Below are 13220 nucleotides of genomic sequence, written 5' to 3' on the forward strand. Positions count from 1 at the left end.
GCCCGGACGCCGTGCCGCCGCCCCGGGCCGACCTGTCCGCGCCCTGGGCCGTCGAGGAGCGCGACGGGTGGGTGTGGGTGGCCAACGACCGCACGGTGCACCACCGGCCGCCCCGCGCGGTGCCCGGCACCACGGCCGACCCGGTGCCCGCGCTGCCCGCCCCCGCCGGACCGGTGCTGACCAACGTCGAGGCCGCGCTGGCCCGCGCCTGGCACCCGGTCGCCCGTGTCGACCAGCTCGGCGAGGGTGGCTGGCTCGCCGTCCGGCTGCTCGGGTCGACCTGGACGCTGCAGCGGCGGGGCGGGGTGGTGACCGCCGACCCCGTGGCCGGCGTCCGCGAGCGGGACGGCGCGCTGTGGCTCGCGCCCGGGTCGCCGGTCACGACCGACCTGCCCGCCGAGGCCTTCCCCGGCCGCACGCAGTGGCTGCCCGCGGTGCGCACCGCCACCCCCGCCGCGGTGCTGCTCGACGCCGTCCTGAACCCGGGTACCCCCGGCGTGGTGCCCGCGGTGACGCCGGTGGGCGGGGGCTGCACCGCCCGCTGGGCGGATGCCGGGGGGCAGGTCGTGGTGCACCTGCGGGCGCCGTTCCAGCTGCGCCGCGACGAGGTGCTGCCCGACGGGTCCACCCGGTCCCTGCTGCTCCTGCTGCAGCCCGAGGACGCCGACTCCACCCTCGTGCACGCCCGGGTGGCCCTGGGCGGCCGGGCGGGGCGGGTGCAGCTGGCCGCCGAGGCCGACCGGGTGCGCGACGTCCTCGCTGCGCTGGACCGGCCGCTGCCCGGCGCCGGGCTGCCGCTCACCCCGCGCGACGAGGTGCACCTGCCCGGTGACCGGCTGGGGGTGGCCTACCGGCACGCCCTGGCCGACCTGCTGGTCTCCGCCCGCGAGGCCGACCGGACCGAGGAGGACGACGATGTGGCCGCTGCCTGACCCCCGCTGCCCCGCCGGCTGGGACCCGCCCAGACTGGTCCGGCTCGCGCTCGACCACGGGACGGACGACCCGCCGGGACCTCAGTCCAGCTGGAGGGTCAGCACCGCGAGGTCGTCGGAGGAGAGCACGACCAGGTCGTGGACGGCGTCGCAGACCGTCCGGGGGTCGGCGCCCGCCGGGAGCGACGCCCACCGCTGACGCAGCGCCCCCAGACCCGCGTCGATGTCGCGGCCGGGGCCCTCGGCGCCGGGCTGCTCGATGAGCCCGTCGGTGTAGAGCATCAGCTGGCTGCCGGCCGGCACGGGGCGGGAGGTGCTGGACCGCGGCGGCAGCAGGTCGGCCATGCCGGTGCCCAGCAGCAGGTCGTGGTCGTCGCAGAAGACCTCCACGGCGCCGTCCGGGGTGCGCAGCAGCACCGGCGGGTGGCCGGCGTTGGCGCACTCGACGGTCCAGGTGTCGTCGCCGTCGGCCGGTGGGGTCGCCCGCATCAGCGCGGCGGTGGCGATGATGGGCAGGCCCAGCACCTGGAGCAACCGGTCCACCCGGGCCAGCACGATGTCGGGTGCGGGCTCGTCGGTGTCCCAGCACGCACTGCGGATCAGCCCGCGCAGCTGGCCCATCGCGGTGGCGGCGGTGATGTCGTGGCCGGCGACGTCGCCGATGACGATGCCGGTGGTGCCGCCGGGCAGGGGCAGCAGGTCGTAGAAGTCGCCGCCGACGGCGGCCGCGGCCGAGGCGGCGGTGTACCGGGCGGCGGCGGTGATCCGCGGCAGGTCCGGCAGCTCGGGCAGCAGCGCGTGCTGCAGGGTCTCGGCGACCGAGGCCTCGCGGCTGTAGAGCCGGGCGTTGTCCAGGGCCTGGCCGGCCCGCCGGCAGAGGTCCTGGGCGACGTCGAGGTCCTCGACGGAGAAGCCGTGGGCCGCCTCGCGGACGAGGGTGATCGCACCCCAGGTGCCGCGCCGCGAGGGCAGCGGCAGGGCCAGCAGCGACCCCACCCCGAGCTGGGTGAGCACGTCGCCGTCGGTGAGCCCGCGGGCGTAGGGCTCGATCGTCCGGTCGTCCAGGTCCTCGCGCAGCACCGGCCGGCCGGTGAGGAAGGCCTCCCGCACGGGCGCCGCACGGGGGAAGGGCCGGCCCAGGTACTCGGCCTCCATGGCGGTGAGCTGCGGCCGGACGGCATCACCGTCGCGGTGCAGGCTGGTGGCCGAGGTGATCAGGCCGTCCTCGTCCACCTGCCAGATCGAGACCCAGTCGGCCAGCCGGGGGACCAGCAGCCGGGCCAGCCGGTGCTCCAGCTCGGTGGTGTCCAGGCTGCCGACGAGCTCGGTGGTGGCCTCGGCCATGAGCGCCATGCGGGCGCGGGCCTCCTCGGCGTGCCTGCGGGCGGTGCGCTCGGCCTCGTGGGCGGCGTCGCGCTCGGCGTCGGCGAGGATCCGGGTGGTGACGTCGGACTGCACGCCGACGAAGGAGACCAGCTCACCGGCGCCGTCGTAGACCGGGGAGATGGAGACGTGGTTCCAGAACGCCGTGCCGTCGGGCCGGTAGTTGAGCAGGGTGACCGCCGCGGACCGGCCCGCCGACAGGTCGTCGACGATCTGCTGCACGGCGGCCGGGTCGGTGGCCGGGCCCTGCAAGAACTTGCAGTTGCGCCCGATCGAGTCCTCGAAGGAGTACCCGGTGACCTTGGTGAAGGACGGGTTGACCCAGACCAGCGGGTTCCCCTCCTGGCGCGGGTCGGAGATGGTGAAGCAGATGTCGGTGGCCAGCACCGCGCGCTCGCGCAGGGACTGCAGCACCGCCTCGGGGTCGTCGGCCCCGGTGGGCTGCTCGACCGGCAGGAACACCAGCAGGGACAGCTGCTCCTCGTGCGCGCCCTCCCCCAGCGGGAACCCGGTCGCCCAGACGACGGGACCGCGGCTGTCCGCCGTGCCGCGGTCGGTGTCGGCGACACCTGCGGTGCCGCGGATGCGCACCGGCTCCCCGGCCACGGGGTGCCCGGCCGCGACCCGCGAGAGCGGCGCCGAGGTCTCGGTCAGCGGGCTGCCGTCGACGTCGGTGACGCCGGCGGCTGCCGTCCAGTCCACGACGGGGACCGGGAGGCCGACGTCGCCCGCGAGCTCCTGCGCCGCGGTGTTGGCGTAGGTGACCTGGCCGTGCGTGCGGTCGACCAGCAGCACGGCGATCGGGGAGTCGCCGAGCACGCGGGGCAGCGCGGTGACCCCGGCCCCCCCGCCCACGCCGGCCAGCGCCTGGCTGGCGTCGTCGACGACGGACTCCTGCATCTTCGTGTCGACGACGTTGGGCACGCCGGACCCGACGTCGTCGCCGTTCGCCATGGGTGCAGAGTAGATCGTTTACGCACCTCAGTTCGACCCACCCACCCCGGGGTGCGCCCGATCGGGTCAGGCCCTCCCGCGGGAGGTGGCGGCACCGCCCGGCGTGACGAAACGGACGCTCCTGTTCTGTGACCTGTTGGCCGCCCGCCGGTCAGCGGCGCGCCACCCGGCGGTGGAACCATGGGTGGTGTGCAACGGACCTCCGCGCCCTCCGGCGCCTTCCTCGACCTCGACGCGCTGACCGGTCGGACGTTCGACGGCGTGCTGTTCGACATGGACGGCACCCTCATCGACTCGATGCGCGGGTCGCTGGCCGCCTGGCACGCCTGGGCCGCCGAGTTCGACGTCGACCCCGCCGCCCTCGGCGCGCTGGGCGGGTTGCCCGCCCGGCGGATCATCGCCGAGCTGCTCGCCGAGCACCGCCGCGCCGACGCCCTCGCGCGCATCCACGACCTCGAGGTGGCCGCCGCGGCCGAGGGCATCGAGGTGCTGCCGGGTGCGGCGGAGGCGTTCGCCGCCCTCCCGGCCAACCGGGTGGCGATCGTGACCTCCTGCACCGGCCCACTGCTGGCCGCCCGCCTGGCCGGTTCGGGCCTGCACGCCCCGCGGGAGGTCGTCTGCGTCGACGACGTCGTCAACGGCAAGCCCTCCCCCGACCCGTTCCTGCTCGCCGCGCACCGGATCGGGGTGGACCCGCACCGCTGCCTGGTGGTCGAGGACGCCCCTGCCGGCCTGGCCGCGGGCCGGGCCGCCGGCTGCTCCACGCTGGCCGTCGGCGACACCCACCACCACAGCGAGCTGGAGGCCGACGGCTACGCCCCCGACCTCGCGCACGTGCACTTCCGCAGCGGCCCCGGGGGCATCACCGTCGAGCGCGCCTGATCCCGCAGGCGGACCCGGGGATCAGCCCACGGGACGACGACGGGCGCACCCCGGCCTGCCTAACCTGCCCGGGATGGACGAGACCCAGCCGCTGAGCCGCACCGGGGACGCGCTGCGCGCGCACCCGTTCGCGGTCGACGTCGGCATCGCCGTGCTCGTCGGGGTGGTCGTGCTGGGCCTCGGCGGCCGTGGCACGGGTGGCGCGGCCGACGTGCTGGTCTCCCTCGGGCTCCTCGCCCCGCTCGCGTGGCGGCGCACCGCACCCGTCCCGGCGGCTGCGGCCGTGGTCGTGGTCGGCCTGGCCCAGGTCGCGCTGACCAGCACGTTCGTGGCCGCCAACGTCGCCGTGCCGATGATGGTCTACGCGCTGGCCGCCTACGCCCCGCGCTGGGCCTCCCGCGCCGGGCTCGCGCTGGGCCTGGTGGGAGCCGCCGTGGCCGCGCTGCGCTACTTCGGCGGCCTCTACTTCGGCGACGGCAGCTCCTCCTACGGTCGCGGCCTGCTCGACCTGGTCGTCACCGCCGGGGCCATCGGCGTCCTCGTGGTGGCCTGCTGGGCGATCGGCTCGGTCAAGCGCGGCCGCATCCAGCGCGAGGCCGCGATGGCCGAGCGCGCCGAGCTGCTGGAGCTCGAGCGCGACCAGGAGATGCGGCTGGCCGCCACCACCGAGCGCGCCCGGATCGCCCGCGAGATGCACGACGTCGTCGCGCACTCCCTCTCCGTCGTCATCGCCCAGGCCGACGGCGGCCGCTACGCCGGTCGGGCCGACCCCGAGGCGGCGGTCGGCGCCCTGGAGCAGATCTCGGCCACCGGTCGGCAGGCGCTGGCCGACATGCGCGCGCTGCTGGGGGTGCTCCGCGAGGGTGACGGCCAGGAGTTCGCGCCCCAGCCGGACGTCGCGGCGATCCCCGCGCTGGTCGAGGACGTCCGGCGCAGCGGCCTGGACATCGACCTGCTGGTGGAGGGCGAGCCGCGGGAGCTGGCCACCGGGTCGCAGCTGGCTGCCTACCGGATCGTGCAGGAGTCGCTGACCAACGTGCTCAAGCACGCCGGCCCGGCCAGCCGGGCCTGGGTGCGGCTGCAGTGGCGCAGCGACGCCCTGGAGCTGTCGGTGCTCGACGACGGCCGGGGCGCGGCGGCCGCGATCGTGGCCGCCGAGGGCCGCGACGGGCGGGGCCAGGGGCTGACCGGGATGCGGGAACGGGCGCAGCTGCACGGCGGGCGACTCGAGGCCGGGCCGCGGCACGGCGGCGGGTTCGGCGTGCACGCGGTGCTGCCCTACGGTCGGTCCCGATGACGATCCGGGTGGTGCTGGTCGACGACCAGCAGATGGTGCGCGCCGGGTTCCGCATGGTGATCGACTCCCAGCCCGACCTGCAGGTCGTCGCCGAGGCCGGGGACGGCGACGCCGCCGTCGCGCTGCTGGCGCGCACCCCCGCGGACGTCGTCCTCATGGACATCCGGATGCCGGGCACCGACGGCATCGAGGCCACCCGGGCGGTCACCGCGCTGCCGGACCCGCCGCGGGTGGTGGTGCTGACCACCTTCGACCTCGACGAGTACGTGGTCGCCGCCATCGGCGCCGGCGCCAGCGGCTTCCTGCTCAAGGACGCCGCACCCGAGGAGATGCTCGCCGCGGTCCGCACGGTGCACGCCGGGGACTCGGTGATCGCGGCCAGCTCCACCCGGCGGCTGCTGCAGCACGTGGCCCCGCTGCTGCGCGGCGGCGCCGCCGCCACCCCCGGCGCGCCCGACCCCGCGCTGGCCGAGCTGACGCCGCGGGAGACCGAGGTGCTGGTGCAGATGGCCTGCGGCGCCACCAACACCGAGATCGCCCGCGGCCTGTTCGTCAGCGAGGCGACGGTGAAGACCCACGTCGGGCGGGTGCTGGCCAAGACCGGGTCCCGGGACCGGGTGCAGGCGGTGGTGCTGGCCTACCGGTCGGGGCTGGTGCACCCGGCCGACCTGCTGCGCGACGCCCCGGGCTGACGCTGCCCCGGGCTGGTGCTCAGCGGTCGGCGGCGACCCGCGCGGCCTTGCGCAGCGCGGCCAGCTCGCCCGGCTCGGCGCGCAGCGCCCCGGTGATCACCGCGTCGTCGATGTCGGCCCACTCGATCTCGGCCCACAGCCCACCACCGAGGTCGTCGACGTCCGGCTGCACGGTGAGCAACCCGGCCGCCAGCAGGGCGAAGGCCCCCGGACCCTGGTCGATGACCAGCTGCAGCGCGCTCTCCAGCTCCGCGTCGCCGTAGGCGGTGCGGACCAGGGCGACCTCCAGCTCCTGCGCCGTCCACACGCCCAGGAGCTGCGGCCGGCGCGGCCACGGGTCCTGGCGTTCGATCACCTGCGCAGGCTACGAGCGCCCCCGGTGGCCCGCAGCGCGGGCCAGGGCGGAGGCGACCGCGGCGTCGAGCAGCTCGGGCAGCTCGACGCCCGCCGCCCGGGCCATCGTGGGGATGACGCTCTGCCGCGCGAAGGAGTTGTAGAGCCCCGCCTCCAGGAACCACGGCACGCCGTCGGGGTCGACCCGGAAGTCGAACAGCGAGTAGTCCCGGCAGCCCAGCGCGGTGTGGCAGGCCAGCGCGGCCTGCTGCACGGGTGCGGTGACCGGGTCCGCCGGGTCGACCACCCAGACGGTCGGGGTGTTCTTCGCCATCAGTCCGAGCGTGCCGTCGTCGGCCCGGCGGATCTTGTCCTCGGCGGTGCGCACCGGGTGGGTGTCGCTCAGGCCGTACTCCTCCAGCGGCAGCGGGACCAGCGCGCCGTCGCGCTCCACCACCCCGCAGCGCACCTCGCGGCCCAGCGGGACGTAGTCCTCGACCAGGGCCTGCCCGGACTCCGCCCACGCGGCGGCCAGCGCGGCGGGCAGCTGCTCGGCGTCGGTGACGTGGGTGATCCCGGCGGAGTTGTCGGCGTCCACCGGCTTGACCACCAGCGGCGGGGCCAGCGTCGTCGTCCCCCCGGGGGCGACGACCTCGCCGGTCGGCACCCGGACGCCGGCAGCGGCGACCACCGCGCGGGCGCGGGCCTTGTGCGCGCCCAGGGCCATCACGTCGGCGGTGTTGCCGACGAACGGGATCCCCAGCACGTCCAGCAGGGCCCGGTAGGAGGTCATGCCGGGGATGCAGAACATCTGCGGCAGGGCGACGTCGACGTCCATGGCGAGCAGCCGGGCCAGCGCGTCCCCGATCGGCAGCGGGTCGGCGTTGGCCAGGGCGGCCAGGGACGCCGGGAACCGCCACGAGCCGTCCGGGGACACGTGCGCGACGACGTGCTCGTGGTGGTCGCCCGCGTTCGCCAGGCAGTCGGCGGCGTAGAGCCGGGACAGGTCGTCGAAGAAGGCGCTGGTCGGGGAGCCGACCAGGTGCAGCAGGCGGGCCATCAGTCCCCCGCCGGCTGCACGAGCTTGCCGATGTTGAAGTCGATCCGGCTCCACGCGCCGCGCGAGCGCAGGCTGCGCAGCAGGAGCAGCGGGATCTGCACGTGGTGCAGCACCAGGTAGGGCAGCGGGTCGGCCCGGTCGAAGACCGCGTCGGTGCCCTCCCGGACCACCCGCCAGCGGGCCGCCGCCGTCCGCGGGGCGGACAGCGCCCGCCACAGCTCGTGGTAGGTCCAGTAGGTCGGCCGGCTGCCCGGCCGGGGCTCCAGCGGGACGTCGCGCGCGTGCAGGTAGGCGTCGGCCAGGCCCGGGTGGTCGTGGAACATCGTGATCGCCGAGTGGGTGCGCGGGTTGCACTCGATGGCGTAGGGCGTGCCGTCCTCGGCCTCGATGAAGTCCAGCGACACCTGCCCGGTGCCGCCCAGCGCTGCGGCGAACCGGGTGGCCCAGCCACGGATCAGGGGCCGGTCGACCTGGGTGTAGTTGACCTGGAACGCCGACGAGGGGCAGCAGCACCACACCGTGACCACGCCGTCCCGGACCGTGGAGTGGGTGCAGACCTCGGTGCCGGTGACGAACTCCTGCAGGATCCACGGGTTCTCGGGGCTGATCGGCTTGCCCGCGACGAACGCCTCGGTCTCCGCGCGGGTGGGCCGCGGCAGCGGCGTCAGGTCCAGGCGGTGCACCGGGTCGTAGGCGATCGACTTGAGCACGTAGGGCCGGTGCGAGCGGGTGAAGTCGAAGTCCAGCACCTGGCGGGCGTCGGTGACCCGGTGCGTGTCGGGGACGCTCAACCCCAACGAGGCGGCCAGCGCGGTGAAGGCGTGCTTGTCGTCCAGCGTGCGCACGGTGGCGGCGTCCAGGCTGAGCACCTCGCAGTGCCCGGCCAGCACGTCGGCCGCAGCGGCGTCGAACTCCGAGGCCACCGGCGAGCAGACCGGCACGTACAGGTCCACGCCCTCGGCCCGGACGACGTCCAGCAGCGCCCGGGCGTACCCGGGGTCCCGGGGGTCGGGGACGACGTGGAAGGCGTCGACCGCGCGGGAGAACCGGTGCCCGGTGAACCGGTAGGCCGCCTTCTCCACCAGCACGACCCGGTGCCCGGCGGCGTGGAAGGACCGCGCCAGCTGCAGCGCCTTGGTCATCTTGCCGCCGCTCACCAGCACCGTGCGGCGCTCGGCGGCGGGTGCCGGCCTCGGTGCCCGGGTGGTCAGCAGGGCGGCCACCGTGACGGCGAGGTCCACGGGCAGCGTGAGGGCCAGCCCGGCGAGGACGGCCAGCGACCGTCCCGGGGTGGGCCGGACCGGGGCCTGCTCGTCGACCCGCGGCCGGGCCGGTGCGGCGGTCAGCGGGCCACCCCGTCGGCGGCGTCGGGACCGTGGTCGCGGACCATGCCGCGGTGCATCACCCGGTCGCCGACCACCACCGAGTGGTCGCCGCGGTGCAGCACGCAGGCGTTGTCCCACATGACCACGTCACCGGGCGCCCAGCGGTGGGCGAGGGCGTGCGCCTCGTCGGTGGCGTGCGCGTACAGCTCCCCCACCAGCTCGGCGGCCTCGTCGTCGGCCAGCCCGCTGACCGCCGCGCACCGCTTCGGGGTGGTGAGGAACAGCGCCGGCCGGCCGGTCAACGGGTGCGGTCGCACCACCGGGTGCTCGGCCTCCGTCTCGTCGTCCGGGCCCAGCAGGCCGGGGTCGATGCCGGTGACCACGTGCCGGACCGTGCGGCCCTCGACCCGCTCCCGCAGGTCGGCCGGCAGCGTCTCCAGCGCCCGGTACTGGTCGGTGAACACCGTCTCGCCACCCTGGCTGGGGATCTCGACCGCCCGCAGCGCCGTGTAGGCCGGCGGGGTGGACAGGTAGGAGCTGTCCACGTGGAAGGTGCTGCGCGGCGGCTCGACGCGGCCGACGTTGCTGATCACGTTGAGGTCGGGGTACCCCTCGACCGGCGTCTCGCCGGTGGTGAAGGTCAGCGGGCCGAACGCCTGCAGGAAGGCCAGGAACGCGTCGTCGTCCACGTGCTGGTCGGGCAGCACGACGACGCCGTGCTCGGCGAGCGCAGCGCGCAACCCGGCGACGACGTCCGCCTGCAGCGGACCCACGTCGACACCGGACACCACCGCCCCGAGCGGTTCGAGCGGCTGGATCTGCATCGTTGGGCCTCCTGCGGGTCGATCACGGACCCCAGGTCACCGCGGACCGGCGTGGCGCGCACGCCGGTCCGCGGTCACCGGGGCGGGGGTGGGGTGGTGCGGCGGACCAGGGTGATGCCGTCGCGGAGGGGCACCAGCACCTGCTCGACCCGGGGGTCGGCGGTGAGCCGGTCGTTGAATGCGGCGATCGCCGCGCCGTTGGGGGTGTCCGGGCCGGCCCAGGGCTGGCCCTGCATGAGGGTGTTGTCCACCGCGACCAGGCCGTCCGGGGCGAGCAGGCCGCCGTCGAGGACGGCGTCGAGGTAGCCCGCGTACCCGGCCTTGTCGGCGTCGACGAAGACGACGTCGAAGACCTGGCCCTCGGCGGCCAGGGCGCCCAGCGTGTCCGCGGCCGGACCCACCCGGACGTCGATCGCCGCGCCCGGCGGGAAGCAGCGCTGCGCGAACGCGGCCACCTCCGGGTCCAGCTCGCAGGCCACCACCTCGCCGCCCTCGGGGAGGGCCTGGGCCATGGCCAGCGCCGAGTAGCCGGTGAACATGCCCAGCTCGAGCACCCGTCGGGCGCCGGTCAGCCGCAGCAGGAACTGCAGGAAGCGGCCCTCGACGTGCCCGGAGAGCATCTCGGCCTCCAGCGCCCCCGACCAGGGCGCGGCCCGGGTCGCCCCGGCCAGCGCCGCCAGCTCGGGCGACTCCGGGGTGGTGTGCCGCTCCAGGTAGGGCTCGAGGCCGACCGCGAGGTCCCGGATGCCCTCGAGCTCCGCCCGCAGCCCCGGCTCCAGACCGTCGAGCCGGGCGCAGGCGGCGTCCAGCCGCGCCGCCAGGATGCCCAGCGGCGTGACCGGGCGCAGCCCCGCCGTCACGGTGCCTGCACGACCGGGCTGGTGCGCGGCACCATGAACGCGTCGACGCCCGCCCCGCCGCGCGGGAGCCCGGCGACGACCTCCCGGTGCAGCTGCAGGGTCGCCACCAGCTCGTCGTCGGACACGTCGTTCATGAACGTGCACTCCCCGATCGGCTTCGGCGCCGCCGCGCGCAGCAGGCCGTCGCGGGTCTGCAGGATCGACCGGGTCGAACCGACCAGCAGCTCCGGCGTGAGGTACGGGCTGTCGATCGTCAGGCCCAGCCGGCTGAACAGCGCCAGCACCCGGTCGCGGTCCTCGACCGAGATGTAGCCGCGCCGGGCGGCGAGGGTGGCCGAGTAGGCCATGTCCACCGAGATGGCGTGCCCGTGGAAGTAGGGCACCTCGGGGGTCAGCTCCAGCGTGGGGCTCCAGGTGTGGCCGTAGGCGATCACCCGGTCCAGGTCGAGCTCGGCCAGGTTGGGCACCTCGAGCTGCAGCATCGTCTCGATCGCCTCGTCGGTGACCTGGTCGGCCACCTTGCGGATCTCGGGGCTGCCGTCGACGTGGCCGAACCGGGAGCGCAGCAGCTCCTCGCCGTGCTCGTCGAGCAGGTCGAACACGGTCCGGTTGGCCACCACCGCGATCTTGATGAGCTCGGCCATGCCGTTGCGGACCTGGTCCTCGGCGAGGGTGGCGAGGAACCCGAAGTCCAGGAAGACGGTGGAGGAGGCGTGGTAGGCGCCCAGCCGGTTCTTGGCCTTGCCGTGGTTGACCGCGACCTTGATCGACACGCTGGCGTCGATCAGGCCGATGAGGGTGGTGGGGATGCGGATGTAGGGCGTGGAGCGCTTGTAGGCCGCGCACGCGAACCCCGCGACGTCGGTGACCAGCCCACCGCCCACCACCAGCGGGGCCTCGGTGCGCAGCAGGCCGTAGGCCCCGAAGGCGTCGACCAGGCGCTCCAGGGTGGCCAGCGTCTTGTCCGTCTCGGCGATGGCCACCGGGATGATGGTCAGCTCCACGCCGGCGGCGGCGAAGTAGGCCTCCATCGCCTCCCGGTGCAGGGCGAGCACGTTCTCGTCGACGACGGCCAGGCAGCGCCCGGCGTTGCGGTAGCAGTCGGCCAGCTGGGGGTTCTCCCGCGCGAACACGCCGTCCACCGGCACCAACCGGTACTCGGTGCGGTGCACGGCCTCGACGGCGAAGCCGCCGTCGGCGCGGGTGACGCTGGAGCTGATCGTGGTCATGCCGGTTCTCCTCAGGCGTGCAGCTGGGCGGGGTCGAGGTGGTCGACCACGGGGGCGCCGCCGAAGTCGTGCCCGGCGGTGTTGGTGTTGGGGAAGGCCAGGACGCGGACGCCGGCGGCGGTCGCCGAGGCCACCCCGCCCACGTTGTCCTCGACCGCGACGGCCTCGGCCGGCTGCACGCCGAGGGTGCGCAGCGCGTGCTCGTAGGGCGCCGGGTCGGGCTTGGACGTCTCCACCACGGAGCTGTCCACCACCAGGTCGAAGTCGTCGAGCCCGAGGCCCTCGACCCCGGCGACCAGGGCGACGACGTTCTCCGGCGAGGTGGTGGTGACCAGGGCGACCGGGTGGCCGGCCTCCTTGGTGGCCCGGACGGCGTCGAGCACGCCGGGCCGGGCGGTCAGGCCGCCGCGGCCGAGGGCCTGCTGGAACAGCTCGGACTTGGTGGCGTGCACCGCGGCCGCGTCGACGGTCTCACCGCGCTCGCGGGCGTAGTCGGCGATGCGGTCGGCGCCGCCGTTGCTGCGCAGCAGGTCGCGGTACTCCTCCTGCTCCCACCGCCAATCCAGGCCGTGGGCGGTGAAGGCGTCGTTGAAGGCGGCGCGCTGGAGCTCGGAGGTGTCGGCGACCGTGCTGATGGAACCGAGGAGCAGGGCAGGCACAGGGGACCTCGTTCGGCTGGGGCCGGGCGCCAGGTCGCGTCCGCGGCAGTGCGCGAACCGTACTACCCGTAAACAACATTTGCGCTGGCAGGGATCCGAGCCGGGGGAGTCCTTCACCGGCCGTCCGCGCGCTGGTCCCCATCCCACCACCCCCTGTCCCCGGGCGCACGCCGGAGCAGGGGGTCCACCATCGGTGCCGTGGACGTCGCCGGCACCGTGCGCGAGCACCGGGAGGCCCTGCTCGGGCCGGCGTTCCTGCTCACCGGCGACGAACGGGTGGCCGAGGACCGGGTGGACCGCGCCCTGGCCCGGCTGACCCCGGGCGAGGACCACGCGGCGGCGGTCGCGGCCCTGCTGCGCACCCGAGCGCCGCGCGGTGCGGTGACCGAACCCGGTCCCGACCCGTGGTGGGTCGGGCCGGCCGAGCTGGGCGCCGCCCGGGCCACCGCCGCCGTCCTGGCCGGGCTGGACGACGCCGCCCGCACCGCACTGGTGCGGCAGCACGAGGGCCTGCCGGCCGACCCGGTCCCCCTCGCCCGGGCCCGCACAGCGGTGATCAGGGGGGTTGATCGAACTCCGTCCTCCCACCCCAGCTCTGGTGCAGGAGGACGGACTCCGGTGCAGGAGGACGACGTCGCGCGGGCCCTGGACGGGCTGCTCGCCGTCCGGCGGCCACCCCGGCGGGACGCCGACGCCACCGTCGCCGTCGTCCGGGCGCACCGCCGGGCGCGCCGCACCCGGCCGCTGCTGCTGGTCACCGCCCTCGTCGCCCTGGCGCTGGATTGGCGGT

General features: G+C 75.6%; 13 protein-coding genes. 5 read left to right on the forward strand and 8 right to left on the reverse strand.

The window, feature by feature from the left end; translation table 11 throughout:
- Nucleotides 1-932, forward strand: a 932-nt coding sequence (locus tag NH342_RS18340) for a (2Fe-2S)-binding protein (RefSeq protein ID WP_253016979.1), incomplete at its 5' end; no start/stop codon positions are given.
- An 81-nt stretch (nucleotides 933-1013) separates the two neighbouring features.
- On the opposite strand, the gene NH342_RS18345 is transcribed toward NH342_RS18340, so the two are convergent.
- Nucleotides 1014-3269: a SpoIIE family protein phosphatase gene (locus tag NH342_RS18345; RefSeq protein WP_253016981.1), complete on the reverse strand. Its 2256-nt coding sequence runs from the start codon at nucleotides 3267-3269 to the stop codon at nucleotides 1014-1016.
- Nucleotides 3270-3458: 189 nt separating this feature from the next.
- Between NH342_RS18345 and NH342_RS18350 the strand changes: the two genes are divergently transcribed.
- The 3 genes from NH342_RS18350 (at nucleotide 3459) to NH342_RS18360 (ending at nucleotide 6140) form a co-directional block, all read left to right on the forward strand.
- The gene (locus NH342_RS18350; protein ID WP_253016983.1) at nucleotides 3459-4151 is read left to right on the forward strand and encodes an HAD-IA family hydrolase; all 693 of its coding nucleotides are present in this window, start codon (nucleotides 3459-3461) and stop codon (nucleotides 4149-4151) included.
- A gap of 73 nt (nucleotides 4152-4224) precedes the next feature.
- On the forward strand, nucleotides 4225-5448 hold the full coding sequence (locus NH342_RS18355) for a sensor histidine kinase (protein WP_253016985.1): 1224 nt from the start codon (nucleotides 4225-4227) through the stop codon (nucleotides 5446-5448).
- Nucleotides 5445-6140 carry a response regulator transcription factor gene (locus NH342_RS18360; RefSeq protein ID WP_253016987.1) on the forward strand — a complete coding sequence of 232 codons (696 nt, stop codon included), beginning with the start codon at nucleotides 5445-5447 and terminating at the stop codon, nucleotides 6138-6140. Before NH342_RS18355 ends, NH342_RS18360 begins: the two co-directional genes overlap by 4 nt.
- 19 nt (nucleotides 6141-6159) lie before the next feature.
- Here the strand turns inward: NH342_RS18360 and NH342_RS18365 are convergent, their stop codons facing one another.
- The 7 genes from NH342_RS18365 to NH342_RS18395 form a co-directional block, all read right to left on the reverse strand.
- Nucleotides 6160-6495 carry a hypothetical protein gene (locus NH342_RS18365; protein ID WP_253016989.1) on the reverse strand — a complete coding sequence of 112 codons (336 nt, stop codon included), beginning with the start codon at nucleotides 6493-6495 and terminating at the stop codon, nucleotides 6160-6162.
- A gap of 9 nt (nucleotides 6496-6504) precedes the next feature.
- Nucleotides 6505-7533 (reverse strand): hypothetical protein, encoded by a 1029-nt coding sequence (locus NH342_RS18370; protein ID WP_253016991.1) that lies wholly within the window; start codon nucleotides 7531-7533, stop codon nucleotides 6505-6507.
- The gene (locus tag NH342_RS18375; protein WP_253016993.1) at nucleotides 7533-8774 is read right to left on the reverse strand and encodes a hypothetical protein; all 1242 of its coding nucleotides are present in this window, start codon (nucleotides 8772-8774) and stop codon (nucleotides 7533-7535) included. Before NH342_RS18375 ends, NH342_RS18370 begins: the two co-directional genes overlap by 1 nt.
- A gap of 101 nt (nucleotides 8775-8875) precedes the next feature.
- Nucleotides 8876-9682 carry a TauD/TfdA family dioxygenase gene (locus NH342_RS18380; RefSeq protein WP_253016995.1) on the reverse strand — a complete coding sequence of 269 codons (807 nt, stop codon included), beginning with the start codon at nucleotides 9680-9682 and terminating at the stop codon, nucleotides 8876-8878.
- A 74-nt stretch (nucleotides 9683-9756) separates the two neighbouring features.
- Nucleotides 9757-10542 carry a class I SAM-dependent methyltransferase gene (locus tag NH342_RS18385; RefSeq protein WP_253016997.1) on the reverse strand — a complete coding sequence of 262 codons (786 nt, stop codon included), beginning with the start codon at nucleotides 10540-10542 and terminating at the stop codon, nucleotides 9757-9759.
- On the reverse strand, nucleotides 10539-11771 hold the full coding sequence (locus tag NH342_RS18390; RefSeq protein WP_253016999.1) for a sedoheptulose 7-phosphate cyclase: 1233 nt from the start codon (nucleotides 11769-11771) through the stop codon (nucleotides 10539-10541). The genes NH342_RS18385 and NH342_RS18390 overlap by 4 nt, the downstream gene beginning before the upstream one ends.
- Nucleotides 11772-11782: 11 nt before the next feature.
- A complete protein-coding gene (locus NH342_RS18395; protein ID WP_253017001.1) occupies nucleotides 11783-12430 on the reverse strand; it encodes an HAD family phosphatase in 648 nt (215 codons plus the stop codon).
- A 198-nt stretch (nucleotides 12431-12628) separates the two neighbouring features.
- On the opposite strand from NH342_RS18395, the gene NH342_RS18400 reads away from it, so the two are divergent.
- Nucleotides 12629-13220: hypothetical protein (locus tag NH342_RS18400; protein WP_253017003.1), on the forward strand; the 592-nt coding region annotated here is incomplete at its 3' end.

It is taken from the genome of Klenkia sp. PcliD-1-E (genome assembly GCF_024124375.1).
Classification (GTDB): Bacteria; Actinomycetota; Actinomycetes; order Mycobacteriales; family Geodermatophilaceae; genus Klenkia.